At 42.6% G+C, this 21,269-nt stretch carries 16 protein-coding genes and 1 pseudogene; 7 read left to right on the forward strand and 10 right to left on the reverse strand.

Going from position 1 to position 21,269, the window contains the following annotated elements:
• Positions 1-215 precede the first annotated feature (215 nt).
• From ttcA to bioA, 3 genes are all read left to right on the forward strand, one after another.
• Positions 216-1,127 (forward strand): tRNA 2-thiocytidine(32) synthetase TtcA, encoded by a 912-nt coding sequence (gene ttcA / locus AB1S55_RS14790; protein ID WP_370978953.1) that lies wholly within the window; start codon positions 216-218, stop codon positions 1,125-1,127.
• A 202-nt stretch (positions 1,128-1,329) separates the two neighbouring features.
• Entirely contained in the window at positions 1,330-2,013 is a 684-nt protein-coding gene (locus tag AB1S55_RS14795; RefSeq protein ID WP_370978954.1) for a hypothetical protein, read from the forward strand.
• Positions 2,014-2,073: 60 nt separating this feature from the next.
• Positions 2,074-3,366, forward strand: coding sequence for an adenosylmethionine--8-amino-7-oxononanoate transaminase (bioA, locus tag AB1S55_RS14800; protein ID WP_370978955.1), 1,293 nt, complete (start codon positions 2,074-2,076; stop codon positions 3,364-3,366).
• A 19-nt stretch (positions 3,367-3,385) separates the two neighbouring features.
• Here the strand turns inward: bioA and AB1S55_RS14805 are convergent, their stop codons facing one another.
• The 8 genes and pseudogenes from AB1S55_RS14805 to AB1S55_RS14840 all read right to left on the reverse strand — a co-directional run.
• Complete coding sequence (locus AB1S55_RS14805; RefSeq protein ID WP_370978956.1) at positions 3,386-5,071, reverse strand: SpoIIE family protein phosphatase; 1,686 nt, start codon at positions 5,069-5,071, stop codon at positions 3,386-3,388.
• Between the two features lie 29 nt (positions 5,072-5,100).
• Positions 5,101-5,400 (reverse strand): STAS domain-containing protein, encoded by a 300-nt coding sequence (locus AB1S55_RS14810; protein WP_370978957.1) that lies wholly within the window; start codon positions 5,398-5,400, stop codon positions 5,101-5,103.
• Between the two features lie 9 nt (positions 5,401-5,409).
• Positions 5,410-6,228, reverse strand: a complete 819-nt coding sequence (locus AB1S55_RS14815; RefSeq protein ID WP_370981604.1) for a methyl-accepting chemotaxis protein — start codon at positions 6,226-6,228, stop codon at positions 5,410-5,412.
• A gap of 409 nt (positions 6,229-6,637) precedes the next feature.
• Positions 6,638-7,639 (reverse strand): tryptophan--tRNA ligase, encoded by a 1,002-nt coding sequence (locus AB1S55_RS14820; RefSeq protein ID WP_370978958.1) that lies wholly within the window; start codon positions 7,637-7,639, stop codon positions 6,638-6,640.
• A 127-nt stretch (positions 7,640-7,766) separates the two neighbouring features.
• Positions 7,767-8,876 carry a DUF3524 domain-containing protein gene (locus AB1S55_RS14825; protein ID WP_370978959.1) on the reverse strand — a complete coding sequence of 370 codons (1,110 nt, stop codon included), beginning with the start codon at positions 8,874-8,876 and terminating at the stop codon, positions 7,767-7,769.
• Positions 8,877-8,878: 2 nt separating this feature from the next.
• A complete protein-coding gene (locus tag AB1S55_RS14830; RefSeq protein WP_370978960.1) occupies positions 8,879-9,970 on the reverse strand; it encodes a cyclic nucleotide-binding domain-containing protein in 1,092 nt (363 codons plus the stop codon).
• 133 nt (positions 9,971-10,103) lie between these two features.
• Positions 10,104-10,586 (reverse strand): regulatory protein RecX, encoded by a 483-nt coding sequence (locus AB1S55_RS14835; RefSeq protein WP_370978961.1) that lies wholly within the window; start codon positions 10,584-10,586, stop codon positions 10,104-10,106.
• 44 nt (positions 10,587-10,630) lie between these two features.
• Positions 10,631-11,179: pseudogene (locus tag AB1S55_RS14840) on the reverse strand (DNA recombination/repair protein RecA); the annotation flags it as partial.
• A gap of 149 nt (positions 11,180-11,328) precedes the next feature.
• Here AB1S55_RS14840 and AB1S55_RS14845 point away from each other — a divergent pair.
• Genes AB1S55_RS14845 through AB1S55_RS14860 form a run of 4 tightly spaced genes read left to right on the forward strand, consistent with a single transcriptional unit; the run spans position 11,329 to position 17,085 of the window.
• Positions 11,329-13,128, forward strand: coding sequence for a hypothetical protein (locus AB1S55_RS14845; protein ID WP_370978962.1), 1,800 nt, complete (start codon positions 11,329-11,331; stop codon positions 13,126-13,128).
• The gene (locus AB1S55_RS14850) at positions 13,125-15,176 is read left to right on the forward strand and encodes a hypothetical protein (protein WP_370978963.1); all 2,052 of its coding nucleotides are present in this window, start codon (positions 13,125-13,127) and stop codon (positions 15,174-15,176) included. Before AB1S55_RS14845 ends, AB1S55_RS14850 begins: the two co-directional genes overlap by 4 nt.
• Complete coding sequence (locus AB1S55_RS14855) at positions 15,173-15,682, forward strand: hypothetical protein (RefSeq protein ID WP_370978964.1); 510 nt, start codon at positions 15,173-15,175, stop codon at positions 15,680-15,682. Before AB1S55_RS14850 ends, AB1S55_RS14855 begins: the two co-directional genes overlap by 4 nt.
• A complete protein-coding gene (locus AB1S55_RS14860; protein ID WP_370978965.1) occupies positions 15,679-17,085 on the forward strand; it encodes a tyrosine-type recombinase/integrase in 1,407 nt (468 codons plus the stop codon). Before AB1S55_RS14855 ends, AB1S55_RS14860 begins: the two co-directional genes overlap by 4 nt.
• A gap of 348 nt (positions 17,086-17,433) precedes the next feature.
• On the opposite strand, the gene AB1S55_RS14865 is transcribed toward AB1S55_RS14860, so the two are convergent.
• Both AB1S55_RS14865 and AB1S55_RS14870 read right to left on the reverse strand, forming a co-directional pair.
• Entirely contained in the window at positions 17,434-18,858 is a 1,425-nt protein-coding gene (locus tag AB1S55_RS14865) for a UvrD-helicase domain-containing protein (protein WP_370978966.1), read from the reverse strand.
• The gene (locus tag AB1S55_RS14870; protein ID WP_370978967.1) at positions 18,855-20,606 is read right to left on the reverse strand and encodes an ATP-dependent endonuclease; all 1,752 of its coding nucleotides are present in this window, start codon (positions 20,604-20,606) and stop codon (positions 18,855-18,857) included. Before AB1S55_RS14870 ends, AB1S55_RS14865 begins: the two co-directional genes overlap by 4 nt.
• Positions 20,607-21,269: the final 663 nt, after the last annotated feature.

Genomic DNA, 21,269 nt, shown 5'->3' on the forward strand with positions numbered 1-21,269 from the left:
AAAAATAACTATCAAACCAAGACGGGCAATAAGACCAGAAAAAACCATGCCCTTAGTACTTGCTTTAAGTTAAAATCGCGCCGCTTAATTATACTCAGATGAACAGGTATGGCGCATACCAGCAGCTGAGGTTAGTAAAGTAAGTACCTATTCAACCTACAGGGCAATCATTTTTTAAACTAACCCTGCCTGTATTACTAGCGTGGCCCCTATCAATGTCTAAGCAACTTAAAAGTAAAACGGAATATAATAAACTTCAGAAGCGTATTCGTAGACACGTGGGCCAAGCCATTGCCGACTACAGCATGATCGAAGAGGGTGATGTTATTATGGCTTGCCTATCTGGCGGTAAAGACTCATTTGCCATGTTGGATATTTTGGTTCATTTACAAAAAACGGCACCAGTAAACTTTGAAGTGATCGCCGTCAACCTCGACCAAAAGCAGCCTGGTTTTCCTGAGCATATACTTCCCGAATACCTAAGTAAGATAGGCGTTCCTTTCTATATAGTAGATAAAGACACTTATTCGGTGGTTCGATCTAAAATCCCGGAAGGAAAAACAACCTGCGGACTTTGTTCACGCTTACGACGCGGCACACTGTACTCCTTCGCCGAAGAAATAGGCGCTAATAAAATTGCCTTGGGCCATCATCGTGATGATATTGTTGAGACTTTATTCCTAAACATGTTTTTTGGCTCTCGTTTAAAAGCCATGCCGCCAAAGCTACTTTCTGACGATAAGCGCAATGTCATTATTCGACCGCTTGCTTATTGTAAAGAAAGCGACCTTATCAGCTATGCGGAGCAACGTGAATTCCCGATCATTCCTTGTAACCTTTGTGGCTCACAAGAAAATTTACAGCGCCAAAATATCAAAGCGATGCTCAAACAATGGGACAAAGAGTTCCCTGGGCGTATAGAAAGTATATTTAGCTCCATCCAAAATGTATCAGCAAGCCAGCTTGCTGATACCGAGCTGTTTGACTTTGAAAACCTACATGTCGACCGTAGCGCCGAAAAGCCAGAATACGAGTTTAATGAAGCAACGGTTAGTTCAACTAATATTGATAAAGAAGCAAATACCATCAAAGACAGTATGTTTATCGATGTCACCCATATCGACTAAATATGGCCAGACAGGAAAGAAGCGGCAAGATACTTCCTAAAACACACAAGCTTGGCCTATTTTAGCTACTGCGACTCACCTTAAAGACCAGTCACAAACACGATGTTTAGGCGAGCTTAGAGCAACTAAGCCCTGCTCAAGCGTTATGGCAAAGCCTTTGCAAAGAAACCAATAAGTAACCTTCATTCTTTGTAAAGTAACTATGCAATTGCAACGTGCTCAACTTCAATGTTTATTAAACGCAATCAATCACAAGCGTCAACTGGAGCTATGGCAAGCCCAACTGCAAAGCCCAGCACCTGCCCTGCTATTAGGCGCTGACTTAGAGTTAAAACAAGGCCAACAACTTCTTCTTAGCTCAAACATCGACTTACGTGGTCAGCGTACGGTATTCATTCGTTTACGCCATGACGACGAAGATCTTATCTGTAGACTCTATGTCGAGAGTTACCAGCAAGGACTACTTAACTGTGTTTTAGAACAGTGCCGATGGAGTACTAATCGCCGCTGGGAAAACAGACTGCGCTTTGCCGATTACAAAGGCCCCGAAGTTCAACTAACAACACAAAGTACTCGTTTTAACCACCTTCGCTTAAATGCCCATCTTCGCAATATCAATAGTCGAGGCATTGCAATTGACTTTTGGGGGGCTGAATTAACAACACCTTTATCACGCACTCAAGACTATGACTTAAGACTCTACTTCAACCAGCACTTTGACATCAACTTGAAAGCACAGCTTCTAGAACAAAGTACAGAGCGAAAACCCAGCTTCCATCAACGCGCTCGCTTCTTATTCAAGCAAGAGCAAGAATTAGCACTGAGCCAACTTAACACCCTGCTAGAACACATTGAGTACAGTCAAAAACCCATGTTTGCCGCATAAACTTGCTCATAAGCACCAAGTAACTCAAACTGCGCCCTTTCCTAGCATATTCACAGCACGATGACTCAATTTGACCTCGCCCAGCTAATCGAACTAGATCGTAAACATGTCTGGCACCCATATTCTGCACTCAATAATGACATGCCACTTTTTGCTGTGGAATCCGCTCAAGGTGTCAAACTGAAACTCAAAGAAGGCCCTGAGATCATTGATGGCATGAGCTCTTGGTGGAGCACTCTTCACGGCTATAATCACCCCGAGCTCAATAAAGCACTACTAGAACAAAGCCAAAAAATGGCTCACATTATGTTCGGAGGGCTAACCCATGAACCTGCTGTAGCGCTAGCAAAGCAGCTTGTTGATATAAGCCCTGCCCCCTTGCAGCATGTATTCTTTAGTGACTCTGGCTCTGTTGCTGTTGAAGTCGCTATGAAAATGGCTATTCAATACTGGGCAAGTAAAGGCCAACAACGCAGCCGTTTTTTAACTTTGAAAAAGGGTTACCACGGCGATACCTTTATGGCGATGTCAGTCTGTGACCCCATTACGGGCATGCACAGCTTATTTAGTGATGCAATAAAAGAGCAACTCTTTGCAGAGGCCCCACAGAGCCGTTTTGCAGATAGCTGGGATGAAGATGATCTAGATAGCTTTAAGGACTTATTGGAAAAGCACCATGACGATATAGCTGGCATCATTCTAGAACCCATTGTGCAAGGGACTGGCGGTATGCGCTTCTACCACAGCAACTACCTTAAGCAAGTTCGAAAGTTAAGCCAAGACTACAACATTCCTCTTATTGCGGACGAAATAGCAACGGGATTAGGTAGAACAGGCAAGCTATTCGCGTGTGAGCACGCAGCTATTTCTCCGGATATTATGTGCCTTGGAAAAACGCTCTCAGCAGGCTATATCACCCTAGCTGCAACACTGTGCAGTAGTGACATTGCTGAGGTGATCCAACAAGGTGAAGCCGGTGTTTTTATGCACGGCCCAACTTTTATGGCCAACCCGCTTGCGTGTGCCGTCGCTGGGCGAAGTTTAAATCTACTCTCGGAAAATAACTGGCAGCAACAAGTTAGCCAAATAGAGCAGGTGCTTAAAGAAGGCTTAGCACCTTGCTTAACTATGAGCGCCGTTGAAGATGTTCGTGTACTTGGAGCAATTGGCGTAGTTGAAATGAAAGAACAAGTAGATTTAAGAATTCTTCAGCCTTTATTTGTGAAGCACGGTATCTGGCTTAGGCCCTTTGGAAAGCTTGTGTATTGCATGCCTCCTTACATAAGCTCCAAGGAAGAGTTGCAACAACTTTGCAGCGGTTTGTTTAAAAGCTTAAGCCAAGCTTATAAATAAAGTAACTTACACTCTGGAGTTAAACAAAGTCATAACAAGCATTCACTTGCCGACCACCAGAGCTGTACTGAATCGATGAGCACAACTGTTGAAGTAAGGACACCCCTCGGCCATGACTCTGCTCTTCTTGCCCTGGTCGATGTTGTAGTGCCTCAATATCAAAGCCTGAGCCACTATCAATAATCTCAAGTTCGATACGATTAGGCTGAGCACGAATAAAAGCAAAACGAATATCTATGTACTCCCCGTCTAGATTTTCAAGCTTTTCTTGCCTGAGCTTATAATAGCGCTCAAAGCCTTCCGCATCGGACTTCATTGACGAATCTAGCCCCAATACACCGTGCTCTAAAGCATTATTGTAGAGCTCACTAACAATGGTAAAAACCTTATCCTGATGCGCCTCTATTCCTTTAATAGCACTTAGTACGGCCATAAGCTGGCTCACCACATCACAGCGTTTAAGGTCTTCATCTGCAAGATGTAAACTCAAACTCCAAGGGATAGAATCAAGTGAGTGATAATCCGCCCCAATTTCTACTATCTCACCGCTGCCTTTATCTCTATGTATCAACTCAGAGCTATACAGCTCAACAATACTTACATCATCAGTTTGCTCACCTTGAGCTGAGAAATCATAAACACTAGCAATAATACTTTCTAAGGCATCGCCATCGGCACTTTGAATGAAGGCCTCAAGCCTCTCTTGGCCGTACTCCTCACCATAAGTATTTAGCGCCTCTGTTACGCCATCGGTGTAAACATAAAGACGATCACCTTGCTGCATCTCAATCAGCTCAGGGCTATCATCAAACTCTTCATCACTTAATATGCCCAGTGGCATATGCCTAGATGAAATAGAGTGCACACTCTTGCCTGCCTTTTTACATAAAACATCATTCATTCCACCCAGCCACAGCGTTAAATTTTTGCCAGAATGATCGAGCTCAGCGATAGCAGCACAAAAAAACATATTACAAGGTAATAACATTGATAGACGCTGATTCATTTGAGTGGCTACATAACCAACACTTGCCTGCTCCTTTACAAGCTGAAAGAATATTTCCGTTACTGGTAAAGTACCAATAGATGCCGCAAGACCATGCCCAGTAAAATCCCCAACCAGAAGATATAGCCCGCCCGACGGTGATGGTGAGCTCAGTACCAAATCGCCGTTAAACATAGACATCGGAGACGTATAAATAGCTAAATTATCGCATTCGGTCTGCAAGCGTTTAGAGGCGTTTTCAAAAATGTGTTCAACTATGCTGTGCTCTCGATCTACTAACTGCCTGTGATAAGTCAGTTCCTCATTCACCTTTTTAACTTGATCATAAATAGCCTTGGTTCTCTTATGTGCCTGTAACTTAGCCACTAAGATACTTTCGCTCACAGGTTTTGGAACAAAATCATCACCGCCAGCATTAAGACAGTTAGTAATGTTTTTTTCATCATCAAGTGCAGTAACAAACAACACGGGAAGAAAACGATCTTCACAGTGTTTTTTAATTTCTAAAGTCGCTTCGATACCATCCATTACGGGCATCATCACATCCATAAGCACCAAAGCAATACTTGTGTCTGATAAAACAGTCTCTAGCGCCTGCTTACCATTTTCAGCATAAATCGCCTCATAATTATGGTCCTCTAAAATAAATCCAAGTAACTCCCTATTATAAGCGTGATCATCAACCACCAAGATCTTCATACTATGCATCCACTGCTATGTGCCATTAACTAAGAAATTATAAATTTGAGATCAAAACGAGAGATACTAAAAAGTTTTCGTATCTGCGCATTACAGTTTGAAAGAATAATAGTGACCGAACTTTCTGAAAAATAACCTTTGGCGTTGATCAACATGCCCAAAGCAGAGCTATCGATATACTTGGTTAAGGAAAAGTCAAGAATCAGTGTATTAACCGAGCTCAAATCAACATCCTCATAAGAACGCCTAAAGTTTTCTACGCAACTAAAATCAAACCTCTCATCTAAGCTTAAGGTATAAGTCATCGCATCCGTTTTTGTTAATTGCATGAAGTGCTCCTAATACAGCTCTATATCGTGACTTTGGCCATGGCCGCCACTTTGTTTATTTTGATAGCGAGGCAAAGTTTGAAGGCGCTCGACACGCTGCTCAATCTGTTCATTTAAATCCCCATTACTGTGTTGTAGAACCGCCTCTAACAAGCCTTGTATATGTTTAGCAATGTGGTTTATTTTAAGAGCATATTGCGCCACCTGATCCCCAGTTTGCAGCGCCGTCATGGCTTCAGATATTTCTTGATTAATTTCACTGCCAACCTGAGCGCCTTCCTTAACACTACGAGCAACTTGCACGTTAACTTGTTCCAACTCATTTATCATCGCATCTAAATGCCCCTTAGCATCAATGGCAATATTCATATCCAACGACGCTATTTCCCCCACCACACTTTCAACACTGCTTACGGTATTTTTAGCAGCTTCTGCTTTCTCACGTATTTGCTCTGAAAGCGTGTTCGAATCCTGAGAAAGCTTTCTTACCTCATCTGCAACCACGGCAAAGCCCCTACCGGACTCCCCCGCTCTAGCAGCTTCAATAGCTGCATTTAAGGCGAGTAGGTTCGTTTGATCTGCAATGCCTCGAATATCTTTAATCAAGCCAAACATCTCATCAAACTGCAGTACCATATCCTGAATTTTATGAACGGCTTGGACACTTTTATCACTGATATCAACAAAGAGTTTGACGTAATCATCAAGAATATGACCGACCTCATTGGCAAAACCTTTAAGTGAAACCTCATCGCCACCTTCTGCTGATAACCTTTTTACAATTTGTGCGAGCAGATCTTTGCCGTGCTCTGACGACTCTGACAACATTTGAAAGCTTTTATGAAGCTGTAAGCTAGCATTCTCACTAAGCGACTGAATATTTGTAGAAAGATCATCTAAGTCATCACTCAAAGGACGACTCAAGGCTTCAAACTCTTCATCAAAATGCTTTAGACAGGCAGTATCGTCTGCAAGCACATGGGCATTTTCGGTCTCTTCGAAGCTGGAACGAAAAAGCAGCCAAGCACAGCAAACAACGACAAAAATAAAACCAAGCAAAAGAAGAAGCTTGCTATCGACAAAGAAGATAAGCGCGCCATAAAACAGGGACGCACTAGAAAGAAAAGCATAATTTGATAGCGTTGAACGCACACAAGCCCCCGACTAGCTTAAATATAGTAACAATCTAAGCCTAGTCGGTGTTACGAAATCACGCCAAATACAAGAAAAACGGGGATTAAAGGCAACGAATACCAATAGCTTTCTTTACGTTCGCCAATAGAGGGGCACTTAAATCACGTGCTTTTTCTGCCCCTTGCTTTAAAACAGACTCAATTTTAGCCGTATCAGCTAAAAGCTCCTCGTAGCGCTCACGAGGCTCGGCAAGCTCAGTATTGATAAGGTCCGCAAGCTGCTTTTTAGCTTCTCCCCAAGCAATACCATCAGCAAATGCTTGACGCATATCAGCAATTTGAGCCTCGTTAGCAAAGGCTTGCCACAGCTGAAACACCGTCGAGTCATTAGTGTCTTTTGCTTGGCCAGGCTCCAACAAGTTCGTTTTAATCTTGTTAATATGCTTGCGCAGTTTCTTTTCCGGTAAGAAAAGAGGAATGGTGTTGTTATAACTTTTGCTCATTTTTCGACCATCTAAACCTTGCAATACAGCAACGTTATCGTCTACTCGAGCCTTGGGTAAAGTGAATGTTTCACCAAAATGATGGTTAAACCGAGCCGCAATATCACGAGCCATCTCTACGTGCTGAATTTGATCCCTACCAACAGGAACATCCGATGCATTAAACATCAAGATATCTGCCGCCATAAGCACAGGGTAACTAAACAGGCCCATAGTAACCGCAGCATCTGCATCTAGGCCGTCAGCGGTATTTTGATCAACTGCAGCTTTATACGCATGAGCACGATTCATAAGTCCCTTAGCTGTCATGCAGCTCAGCACCCAATTAAGCTCTGATATTTCAGGAACATCACTTTGACGATAAAAAACCGCTTTATCGCAGTCCAAACCTAGCGCCAACCAAGTAGCAGCTATTTCTTTGGTGCTCTGGTGAATTTTTTCAGGGTCTTGACACTTAATCAGTGCATGTAAATCGGCAAGAAAAAAGTAAGTCTCAGCATCATCACTTACGCTTCGAATGGCCGGACGAATGGCGCCAACGTAATTACCTAGATGGGGTGTTCCAGTAGTGGTGATACCAGTAAGAATACGTGCTTTAGTCATGCTCTCTCTCTTAGCGAACGGAAGGTCTGAACAGAAAACGCCGACCTTAATAAAAAGGCGACAATCATACTCTTTGCCGACAGATATTTAAATCCAAGCAAGCAGCATTGCAAACAGGCCACTCATATTAACTTATTGGCTTTTCAAGGCTTTTTATTATCGCCGCTTCGTAAAGTGGTTTAAGTTCAGCCCAGCGTAAACAAGCCTGAGCCACCTGCGGCCTGCCCTCACCTGATGTCAACAAGCTAGTAAGCAATGCTGCTGCATGCTGAGCTTCAGCGTCAACATCAAGGCAGGTTTTATAGCGTAAGTGCTCTGGTATAAATTCTTTATACGCAAGGCGATCTGGCACGATAGGGGTACAACCTAATGCCGCCCCCTCTAAAACAGCCAACCCTTGAAAGTCATGCAAAGAAGTAGAAAGTACAAAATCACTTGAAGCTAATACCTTCAAGTAATCTGAGCGCTGCTCTATAGGCCCCCACTCACCTAACCAAGCACGCGATAAAAGCAAGTGGTGCAACTTTGCCATACACTCTGGCTCACGCCTGAAGCGCTGACCAAGAATATGAAAGCGGAGATCTAAAGACTCGGGTAGAGCCGCCACCAAAGCCAGCAGTCGCTCAGGACCTTTATCGTACTCCCAGCGATGGTTCCAAACCACTTGTCTTGGCGCTTTTGCAGCGCCCACATTGGTCACTTGTGGCTTTATAAATACATCGTTATTTAAACCAACTGGCACAACAGAACTTTTTCCTGACAAGTTCTCACAAATATCATTGGGAACATAGTCTGGTAAGCGCTTTAATAAATCACTTAAACCTGCAAAAAATGTCGCCTTATTAAATTCGCTGTTAAACAAAAGTTGATCCGCAGCCATTGCCGTATAAAAATTCACCATTGCAGGCTCTAAGCTGAATTTGGCCGAACTACCAAGCGGGTATGAAAATTGATTTTCATGAAAATAAACAAGGCACGGAATGGATGCCAGCTTAGGAACCATGCCTTTAAGTGTCGCTAAATCGACCATGGATGTTGCTAAAATAAAATCAAAATTTTGATCTAATGCTTGAATTTCTTCAGCAAAATAAAGGGAATTACCCCGAATGCGCCATGAGAAATGGCGGGCCGGCATAATAAGCTCTGTCCAGTCGATATGATTTAAGCTAGAAACAAGCCCTTCACGCCAGCTTTGATGACTGGCTGCATCATAGGCAGACAGTAACAAGCCACGCATGACTATGCTTGTGCGCTATTTTGAGGCTCGGCTTCTGGCAGCTCTAATATGTAGGCGTCAAAACCTTCTTGGCATAATAAGTGGGCCGCAATTCTAGATCGACTCCCCGCATCAGCAGGAATCACATAGGGCTTTTCTTTATAAAGCTTAGGCATACTTGCCCGTAGACGTGATAGCGGCACATTAACACAGCCTTTTCTATGACTTACGCGAAACTCAAGGGGCATCTTCACATCAATCAACACCGCAGTTTCTTCAATTCGGGCGAAACTATCTTCATCTAAATATTGAAGCACCGGTTCACTAAGCAAAGCTTGAAAATCATCCGCATTAAGTAGCTTCAGATCACCATCCTCAAGCATCGTCACCGAAGCATTACGCAAGGTCGCACCGAGTAAAGCTTCTTCACCAAAGTGATTACCTGGTTTAAGAAGCACATTAACGCTATTTGAATGATTAGAGACTTGAGCGCGACCAGAAGCGATCACATAAAAATAATCTCCCCTTTCACCCTCTTTAATAATTACATCGCCTGCCTTTACTTCTCTATCTTCAAAACGCGCAAATAAATCCTGTACATGGGTTAAAGGGACTCGGCTGAATAGTGGCGACTTTAACAACGCCGACATCCAGTCTCCCGCTTCATTTTCATGTACTTCATCAACTTGAATTACGTCAAACTTGCCTGTCGCTGTTGGATCAAAGACAGGATTTCGCGCGCTCATCTCAGCTTCAAAGGCCGATTCAGCAGATTCAGACCAAGCCGTTAAACGATCTAAGGTTTCTGCATCAATACTAAAAACCTTGGCATTAACCGACTTAACAACACAAGAGCAGCGAGTTGGACTCTCAGGGTTCAACATAGACTGGGCTTGTTCAGTACCAGACTTAACAGCCATTGAGTTGTATTGACTGTCTATAAGATCGACATGCCCTTCAAGCAAAAAATAGCGTGCAGAGATGGCTCGCCCTCGCTTAAACAGCATCTGCCCTTTTGCAACCTGCTCTACTTGAGTTTGCTTTAAAGCTTCTAGCAAGTACTCATCTTGAAGGCCATCAAAGGGGGTAAATTTACTTAGTAGGTCTTTATCCATGGAGGAAACTGAAAGTAATCTAACAACATGGCTTATTATCGCCTAAAACAACACTCAAGGCTGAGTAAATTGTCACGTTATTATACTTTTCTGGACTGAGAACCAGTCTCAAAGGAGGAAAACAGCCGCTAGATTAGGCTTGTGAGGACATAAATACCTTATTTAAGGCATCATAGGCAATATCGGAGCTAAAGCCTCGCGAAAGCAGAAAACGTAAACACTTCGCTTTCTCTTTGGCTTCTAATTGACCTGATTCTTGAGGCAAAGCGGGAAACTTACGTAAGAGCACGGACACAGCACGCTCAAACCACAACTCTCGAGCAATGTCTAAGTGTAACGAGATCAGCTCTTCACTGATCTTTTTGAACTTTAAGTCCTGACGTATTTTCAAAGGCCCCTTCCCTTGCTCAATACGATAACGAACAAAGCTTTCGCAAAATCGTTCATCACTCTGTAAACCTTGCTCACTCAGACGCTCTACAACAGCTTCAACCTCATGATAAGCGTCTGTTTTCTTTAACAGACGCTCCTCAAGCTCGCCTTTGCTATATTCACGCCGAGCAAGTAAAGCCACAGCCGCATGATATAGTTCCTGTGACTTTTCAGTTTCCAACATGACAGTGATACACCTATCAATAGACTCAGGCCTACGACTCTAAGCTAGGCGTCAGAGGGTGCTTGCTCAGGTTGCGGATCTTCACCCTGCTCTTCTTCAGAACCTAACAATTCGGCTTTGATTTTTTGCTCTAAAAACTCAGCAATATCTTGGTGCTCACGCAGATATTGCATTGCATTAGCCTTACCTTGACCAATTTTATCTCCGTTATAGCTATACCAAGCGCCAGCTTTATCGACAAAACCTAGCTTCACACCATAATCGACAATCTCTCCCATACGGTTAATTCCCTTACCGTACAAGATTTGAAACTCCGTTTGCTTAAACGGCGGAGCGACTTTGTTCTTAACGACTTTGACACGAGTTTCTGAACCCACCACCTCGTCGCCCTCTTTAACAGCACCGATACGGCGAATATCTAAGCGCACTGAAGAGTAAAACTTGAGGGCATTACCACCTGTAGTTGTTTCAGGGTTACCAAACATCACACCAATTTTCATGCGAATTTGGTTAATAAAGATGGCTAGACAATTAGCATTTTTAATATTGCCGGTGATTTTTCGTAAAGCTTGTGACATCAACCTTGCTTGCAAATTCTTACTTGCCACACGCTTTTGCTTAGATCCTATCAGATAGATCTAATCAATTGATTTATATGGATTTATAGTCCAGCATTCAAGTTATAAACATGGGCTTTTCTATATTATAGTTATCAGATAGCTTTTACTGGACGAAAATGACAATGAACTATGAACTGGCTTTTGGCGACCTCGGGAAAAACATAGAAAACGGCTTAGAAATACTGACTGAAAAGTATGAATACAGTGCAAAAAAACGAAAAATTAATACATTTAATACGTTTACCGGGTTCGTCGAGTCGCTATATGGCACGCTGACCCATGACAATATCGAGCCCATCTGTGCCCACTTCAGGTCATACGTATATTCCGAGCGCGGAAATAATACCGTCATCACTGCCCACTCCGACTACCTAGCATGGGCAGCACTAATGCGGGACTTAATACAAGTCGGTTACTTGCCTGCCAGCTCAATCCCCCAAGGCTTACCTTCGAACCACAAGCTGCTCAAAGATTCATCAATCATTTCCTGCCTGGGCACGATGAACCCTAAAAAATGGAGACAGGAAATGCATAGCAAGGACCTACCTAGCCTTCAGGCCATGGATGATAATGAATATCTCGAAGCATTCATGGATTCTCAATTGATCTACCGTAATCAACTTCTCAACCAGGCACGAAATTATATCAGCGCAGCTGCAAACCGTTTCGCCGACGGCAGACGATACATACAAGATACAGATCCCTCAATGTTTGAGAGTACGGAGTTATTGCACACTGAATTAAAAGCAAACGGAAGCGGTCAATATTTAAGCCTTTTCTCGGGATATCTTCCAAACCAAGAAGGCTTAAGAAACTTAGTAGGTTTTTTGTACTACAAAAGAAATGGATTCGTCCAAAGAGATTTCGTTGGGGCCAATAACCACTTGTACAGGTTTGGTGGGCGAATAGTTTTGCAGGAACATTTAGGCTTGTCAACAGACTTAGCTGCCGCTTGCGCAATAGTTATTGTAAACGAGACCGGTATAAATCCAGAAAGCCTATATCGATTAGAGTTCAACCCGAACACTAAAACTATCACACCCCATGATTCATTAGAAGCATATTTTTTAAATTATGACAAACCTCGCGCAGGGGGCCCAATAAACAGATTAATTAAAAGAGACACAACAACGATCAACGCCGAATACTGTTTAAGGCTGATAGAAAAAATGACAGCCCCACTTCGAAAAAAGGCACCAAATAAAGTAGCTCGACATCTATTCATTCATGACGGGGTCCGCACGGAGGGAAAGATAGAGATTATGTCTCACACTGCATTTAAAAGCGGATTTCGTCGCTTAGTTTCCCGCTCAAATAGCCCAGACCTTATCCTATCTGAACCCAACCTCTCGAAACTTAGGGTAACTGGAGGCATCCTCGCTTGGTACCAATCCGGCGGTGACCCTAGAGCAGCATCCCGCTTTCTAGGAAATAGCACCCAAGTATCCATAAAAAACTATATCCCTAAAGAACTCCAAGAATTCTTTTACCGAAAGAAAATCCGCCAATTTCAACACCTATTAATCGCAGTAGCAACAGATCAGAAACCTTATCAACAATCAGCCATGAATATCACATCTGTTGAAAAACTTAACGAGTACCTTTCCACTAATATCGTAGACAGCGATCTATATAAGCGCGCAAAAGCAACCATCCGGGAAACAGATAAGATTGAAAAAGACAACACGGAGTTCACCTTTATTATTAGTGAAAACAACATCGCCTTTTTACACGCAGCACAAGAAAACCACAAAATAAACACAGAATTAACTCACACACCAATACTAAAAGAATGGGCTGATATAGCGACATTAATCTTCCAGTTTATTCGAATACAAGGTACTCGTGCTCAGAAAAGGACAATGGTCAAAGGGATTGATAAAAACTTAAACAATCCACTAATTCTGGAGTTTAGTTCATGAAAGATTATACAGAAGCTATTCTGAAAAAAACTGAAAGCGAATCAACAGCTATTGACGAATTTACAATACCGAATCTAAGTATTGACAAATCATGGCAAGCAGACTGGCTACTATCTGATTTCAGATCTCCAAGCTGGAAACTAAAAAAACACGGAAGTTACTTTAATCTTGACTCAGAAAAATGGGAAAAAGTAATACAGATATATTGGAATATTAAACTTCCAAACGGGAAAAAATTAACAGACAAGATTTACAAACAGCTGCTAATAACCATTCAAAAAATGGTTTTTCTTGCAAGACAAGGTTATGCATTTCTATCAGGTGAAGGCGGAGAACATAAAGAGACGACACGATCACAACAGCAAGCAGATATTGCTAGGAGCCTAATACTAATCATCAAGTGGATGATTACAAAAGGCTATCAACCTGAACTGTATGGATTCAGAATATTAACCGAACATGATATTGAGCAATTTATTTCTGAGGCCCGGTTTGGCAGCCAGATGATTGATGGCACGTACTATCTTATAGAATCGCACCTGAGACAGGCTCGAAATAATAACTTACTAAATAATTATCTAAACAAAGGCCGAGTTAATTATCCAAAAATATGCAAAGAAATAGGGATAACGAAAGGAAATGAAAAGCCAATTGCGCCATCGGCAAGATTACAAACTGTAATAAATAACGCATTCGAGACCGCTGAATTACCTCAATGGCTCGACCAAAAGTATAGTACAGGACGAGAACTACCTTCGAATCGAGCCAAGAAATTTAAAAGTGCCGGCACCGACACTGTTAGCATCAGCAATCTTAGTGGAATGCTGATCGGCTTTCGCATCATTGGGCGGTTCGCCAGTATTTTAACTGAAGAGCTTGAAGGGCTAGGCTGGTGCGCCGAACTAAATGCTGCAGACTTTGGAAAAAAATATGGCTACAAGAATAAAGAACGCACACCGACAGTTCCTATTCATACTGCATTAGAATATCTAGACAAATCCTTAGCATGGGTTACACAAATTGGACCTGATCTAGTCAAGGCAAAACACGATTGCGATGCTCAATTAAAAAGTTTGATGAAAGGAAAGACGTCAGGAAAAGATCACTATGCCAAGCAAATTGATATAAATCTAACACAGGAACTAACGAACAACCTCAAAGCACAAGGCCTCAGTATCACCCGGTACAATTCGAACCCGACAAACAAGAATAATGCCTACATTAGAGATCATCTTTCTATTGAAGAAGCTGTCGAGTGTTTAGTTGCCGCTAGCTTCATAATTATTAGTACTTTTAGCTGCAAGCGAATTAGTGAAACTCTCGGATTAACAGTCAACTGTACACGTCCAGCGCTGGATGGAGGCTGGGAGATAGTTTTTGGACTGCGAAAAGCCAGCCCTGTAGAAGCACTTTCATTCATAGGACGACCGATCCCTGATGCAGCTGAACAAGCTATTGATCTGCTAGTTCAGCTACGACCTGATGATTTTTTATATCTTGAAGAGAATCCTGAACTAGAACCGCTTTTTTTAACCTCATATAACACAACAAAAAAAACCAGAAAAGCAGTTCAACGTGAAGCTCAAAAAATGTATGCATCCATTGAGCTTTTTGCTGACGTCGTACAGATAAAAAGCACAGAAGAAGGCAGGAGATGGTATCTACGAAGCCATGAATGTCGTCGCTTTTTTGCAATCACATACTTCTGGCACGATAAATTTTCTGGTCTTCCAGCACTCTCTTGGTTCATGGGGCACAACGACATAGATGCAACCATGCATTACGTCACTGAGGAGATTGCAGCAAGTGAAATACCAGAGGAAGAAGCAAGATATACAGCATTTATTATGCAAGAGGATGACACTCCTATCATACCTGGATTAGAAAAATTGGAAAAATCTGCAGAATTACACTTTGACACCGAAAATCTTAAGATTATAAACCAGCAAGATTTAGAGAGTTATTTGAAGTTAAAATTTGAAGAAGGTTACCGAATTATTAAGCATGGCCACAATGCACAAATAATTTACCTGGAGGAGCAACGATGATAACTGATAATCATGTCTCTAACAAAAGACGTAGAAAAACGGCTTTAAGTCTCGAAGCCAGAATAACAACAATGACGGAAATAGTTACAAGCGGATCAATTCCAAAAGGATTTGAATATCATAGATCTGATGAAAAACTATTAAAATGGGAAGACAATAAAATCGGCATTTGTAAAGTCGGGGTTAATACTGCACGAGACAAACACCCCGAGCTATGGGAACAACTCCAAAACCTTAGAAAAAGTTTAAAAAACCTAGAGAGAGGAGCAGACTTAGCAAAGAAAAAGATTAAATCAAAAACAAAACATGAAATACTTAACAAGAAAAGAGAAAAAGAAAGGCTGGTAAAAAAACTCACTAACGAACTAATCATGGTACGCCATGCCTACCTAGATTTACTCAATACTCTAAAACAAGAAAAAAGAAAGAGCAAAGTTATACAAGATGCAATCAAAAGACATCACCAACATCATGGGCTGCAAACAGCCCTGAGTGATCAAGAATGAGAAATCATCTTATATTAAAAACAGATAGCGAGTGCGACTTAACCTTCAAATACCCTCATCTGATGAAAGGTAAGACAGGTGACGATTTCTCTGACATCCCGCTTATATGCTATGCCAACGGAAGTATCTGCTGGGAAGCAACTGACTATCTTCTGGATCTATACGACACAAAGCCCAACATAGCAAAATCCACACTGGGAACCTATGCAAGGCACTTATCAAGAATTATTCAATATATAGAATATACCAGGCTATCTTTTTCCGATTTACTCGATTCGAGCTTATTAGGGCACTCTGGGCTAGTGACGTTTCTTCAGACCCCTAAACACTCGAAGAATGGAAGAGCTGCAGATAACAACCAAGTCAACAAAATACTAAATCGATTATTCTCATTATTATTTTACTTACAGAATAAAGGACACACTACCTCCACGAAAATTATTAGTGACAACCCAAAAATTAGAGCGCAAATCAATGTCACTATTTCTAAACACCGCCCTCGCGGAACAAACAGAGAGGTTAGTTATTACAGTCATCCAGCTCGACTAGAAAGCAAATCTCCAGGCAAGCGACGACCAATCCAAGACGATGCAATCGATACATTGATAGAGGCCATATATGACTTCACTGATAACGAATTTATTCATCAACGATGGTGCTGTTTACTTTCAGTAATGGAATTTACTGGAGCAAGAGAGTCAGAAATTGCAAAAATCACAATTCATAGCGTGATAAAGGCAAAGAAACTTATTGACTCAGGAGAAACTGCGAAACTGGAAATTGTTACTACCAAGGGTAAAAATAAAACCAAAAAACGTGTGATTCCGATACCAGATACCGTCATAGAAGAAATCTACAACTATATTCTATTTCATCGTAACCCGTTGGTATCTGAGGCAAAGAATAAAGGAATAATTAGCAACGATCACGGTCGCCTACTTACTACTGACGACGGACGACCCCTAAGCGAAAAACGTATATATGACCACTTTAAAGAAGTCAGAGACAGCACATATCTAAAAAGCACAGACGCGTCACCACATCTTTTTCGCCATAGGTTTATTACTAAACAAGTTCGTAACCGATTAAAAATTTTTCTGGATGAGAAAAATTACTACACTGCAGATATCGAGAGCTTTGTGATCAAAAAGGTTAAACTTCTTTCGGGTCATGTTTCTGATTCTGCCCTGTGGGGTTATGTAGATAATGCAATGGAAGAGCTTAATACATTTAAAGAGGTGGAAGAACGGGTCTACTCAAAATCAACATCTGAAGCAAAAAAGCGTAAAGTAACCAAAATGCTATCAGAAGCCAGGTCACATAAATCACCTAAAGTAAAAGCCAAAGCTCTCGATCAATTATTAGAGAAAATGTTAATGGCTGATGGATTTAAGCTCGATTGACACAGAAAAAATAGCCTTAAAAATTGATAATCTCGGCTATCAGTGCGATGCTTTTTCGATGTTGAAGGTCAGTCTGAGGATAAGGCGCATACTGTATACTATGGTCGAAAAATGTTTCCTGCCTATGAGGAAACAGTTAAGAAGAAGTAACTAGGACACGCACTCAAAAATCTCAAGATGTAGTATTTTGCGTTACTCATGATTAGTAAATCTTGGATTTTATCTCTTTACGCTCAGGGCTTTTTTACGCCCAATACTTGCAAGTTAAACTAGTTTGGGTTTTCAGGTTTCGCCTGCAAATTGGTGCAGCGCCTGCAATAGGAATATATCGGTGGGGATTCGTGATTTCTATAACCCAATGTGCGGATTGGATGCAAGGATCGTAACTGACCTTGCTCCTCTAGTTAGGGCGACATAAAGGTTCTGAGCATTCATAGAGTCGCAGTTTGCGTTGAGTATGACTACGTGGTCTGCCTCTAGCCCTTTGAGTAGTAGTGTTGAGCCAATAGCTTTTGTAGGAATTTTCTTTTCTCCGGAGTGGCGCCTTTTTTCGATAATACGTATAAAGGCGTCTATGGGGGGCGTCTTTGTTGTTTTACTTAAGAGTAGAGAGTCTTTAATCACTGCCAAGGCAGCGTGACGAAATATTCTGGTGCCTTCCGCGTGCTCGAATTCTTTGAATAGATGAAGAAAACTTTCTGCGTCACCGGTCGTGGCGGCATTGGCAGCCGCAATCTCTATAGGGGAAGACTCTTTCTTGGATCTTCCGGCCACTATGGTAGCGATACGTTTCTGCAGTGCTGCTTTTCCTACGCCACTCATTACTAATGATGCAGTGTTTAAGGCTTGAGAAATAAGCATGGCTTTATCTTCATTCTGAAAAGCCTCAAAGAATCCTTTTAAGTCGATCATATCGACTCGTTCAACAACTCCAACTCCCCTTGTGCGCTGGGCAAACCCGTGCCGGTTTTGGGGGCGCCTGGCGTCACCAACTATTAGGATTGATTCATCGTTAGGTGTTTGATTGTTAATTTGATATTGATGCTCGATCTGTATCTCTTGATCGCTCGCAGGATTACCTGTGAGCTGAACCCAGTTAATATTTGGCCCGCCAGTGCTGATGTCAATGGCTCTACCCGACCCTAAAATCTCCCGTGCACTTAACAGCCAATTTCCTAAGTCGGGGCAACCTGCGTTATTCCATCGCCATGGTGTATTCACCTCCCCAATGAGAGGGAAATGACTTTGGACAACATTGCTCCAGCAAGGTAGAGGATCATCGCCGAAGTTAAAAATAGCTTGCATAGGATCACCAAACACAGTGGTTGGTAGCAATCTTGATAGTTGAGCTACGAGGTTGTGCTGACTGTTTGTGCAATCCTGGTATTCGTCGACTAAAAGTCGGGAATAAGTAGCTCTTAGGATTCGGTCGATGTGGCCGCTACCGATCAGTATTGCGGCGGCGTTGTGTAAGGTGGTGTAATCTGGGTTGTTTAGATTTTCCCGAGTGACCCCTGTAGTACCAGGAAATTTTAATACCGTCGAAATTACCCAGCCTGCTATCGTAGTCAATTGGTAGTTTTGCCTAGGCACCCGCTCCTTCTTTAGGCGTGCCTGGAGCGCTGCAACTCCCGCAGTCGTATGGGTAAGTACCAAGAAAGGCTTTGGAGGGGATAGCTTAAGTGTTTCAACGATTAATTGTGTTTTTCCGCACCCTGCAGGAGCAACGATAAGGCCGTTACCGCTTGATAGGATCGCTTCTGGACTGGTCATTGCGCGTCTAACCACCCAAACAGGGAATTCAATATCTGCTGAAAGTAAGCAGAAAATTGAGCGTGATACGGGCCAACTATGGTTCTACCGACACTCTCCATGGGTTCAATGTCTTTTAACCAGCCCTTGGAACCTGCGACTTCACCTAGCAAGGAACGGTTAACTTCAGAAAAGCCTGTTAAATATGAGCTATAGTTTTGCTGGCCGTTTGATGCATTCATCAAGTGAGCGTCGATTCTTTGCTGGCCTTTCCAAGCGACTGCGGCTTGAAGGAGTCGCGGAATAAGTGCAGCATTGGCTTGGCTAAACAATGCGGTCTCGATCTTAAAACCATTACCCCACTCAATTACCGGTATCTGCAACACAGCCATTTGCTGGCTGTGTGCAAGGTGCTCGTTTGGCTTATCAGAATCTTTAAAAATGGCTGTTCGGTATCCCAATACTTGGAAGACCGTTGCCCGCTCGAACATACGGTCTCCGCCACCATCTGCGAAAGCGACTCCCTTTTCAAGCCACGTTATATTATTACTATCCATTCTAAAAAGGTCTATGCCCCTACATAAACCAATCTCTGTTTTGCCTTCGCATACAAGTACTTTTCTCGCAAAAAAAGCTTCGGGGTTTGACCGAAGGGTTGCCTGAGCCCCAGCGACGCTTGAAGCTTGTTTAACCGTGTGAGTTAAGGTTGAGGGCGGCGCGACTGCTGGCTGCGGAACACCGGTGACTGGAGGATTTGGTATGTTTTGCTTTCTGACGATCCAAACCTGCTCAGCCTTTAGTTCCCGCAGAACAACTGGTGAATGAGTCGTGATAAAAACTTGAGCGCCAGGTGGCTCCGACTTGGCTCCTAAGTTATTTAACAGCTTTGTGATACGGAAGGGTTCTAAGCCATACTCCGCCTCATCAATGAGAAGGATGCTTGCATTTGACGTCTCATATTGGATGCCTGACACCAGCAACCGAGTAGATCCAGTGCCCAGCTGACGCAATGGTGTGTTGTCTTGGTTATGAAGGGATACGGAGCCGTTGCTCAATGAGACTCCGTTAACGTCTAGCAATGCTTTCAATTCACCTAGCTCCACGCCCTGGCGGTCAGCAATCTGTTTTACGCGTGTAAGAACGGGTGTGAATTCGGGAATAGGTTGAGTGTTGAATGCGTTCCGCGTTTGTCGTGCGACCGAGGCTAACGTTCCGGATATATCAATTGCGTCATCAGATAGCCGGTTTAGTAGAGAGCGGACACCCCAAGTTAAATGCCTATCATTAGTTGTATCCAACTTGATTGGCGCTATTAGTTCTCTTTGCGCCCATGGAATGCTTCTCTCAACCCCCTCATTTAATGCGCGGTCAGAATAAAGTCCCCACTCGGGCTGAAGATCATTCCGAACAGTAAGTCTTACGGAGATGACGGTCTCGAGGTTAACGACAGGCTCGTCATAAAGGGTGTAATTTGTTGCGTCATAACCTCGATGAAACAAGCCGTATTTATCAAGGTGAAGTAGCTCATCAGGGAGATCTCCCAGAGTTACAGTGATCTCAATAGGATCTTCGGTATTCGTGCAAAAGAAGTCGGCATCCGAGAACGATATGTTACGCCTAGCGCCTAAGGCGAAATCAATGGCCGTGAGTATTGTTGATTTACATGAGTCTCCCGGACCGATAAGGCAGTTAAGTCCCGGCTTGGGATACCAGCTTAGAGCGTTAATTCCTCTGAATCTCGATATTTCAACTCTCCTAATCGACGGCATGAACCTATTCCATAGTATTTTTTGAATCGGTTAGAATAGTAACACGAGGCAGGCTTACCTCGAGTTCCGATTACAGTTTACTTAATTTAGTGTAAAGCCTTAGACGCTTAGCTCAGGCTTTTTGTTCGAGAGTATTAAGCGAAGTACTTTGTCGGAACTTGAAAGGTTGTATATTGAAGGTACTCCTGCAACTGGATCGCTGTTGGTATTAAGACATAGGGTCGATTTTTCTGTAGAATTTCGTGCGGGGTGTGGAAAACCGCTTAGCGGATAAAATACCCCAGTCATTGAGTAGGAACAGAAGTTTATATCGTTGGCTCGGCTAAGAGGTTTATGCCGGTTGTTAAGAGCCCCTCCAATGCTCATAAACTAAGAGAGCTACTATTAAATTTTTATCGGGGCCCAGAATGGCTAAATATTTCTCCTTGGTTGACTACTTCGCAACAGGTGAAGGAAGGTTTACAAATATAGCTGGCGGGTATTTTGAAGGCGAAGACGAATTCTATAAGTATCTCGAGCGCAAGATTGATCCGTTTTACCTTAAGTTCGTAAATATATACACCTACGATACTTTGACAAAAGAATTACAAGCTATTCTGGAGGCTCAGTATTCAGCGGATCTAGATCAGATGATCAACGGAAGTGGAGTATACCGATTTATGC

The organism is Agaribacterium sp. ZY112 (assembly GCF_041346925.1).
Lineage (GTDB): Bacteria > Pseudomonadota > Gammaproteobacteria > Pseudomonadales > Cellvibrionaceae > Agaribacterium.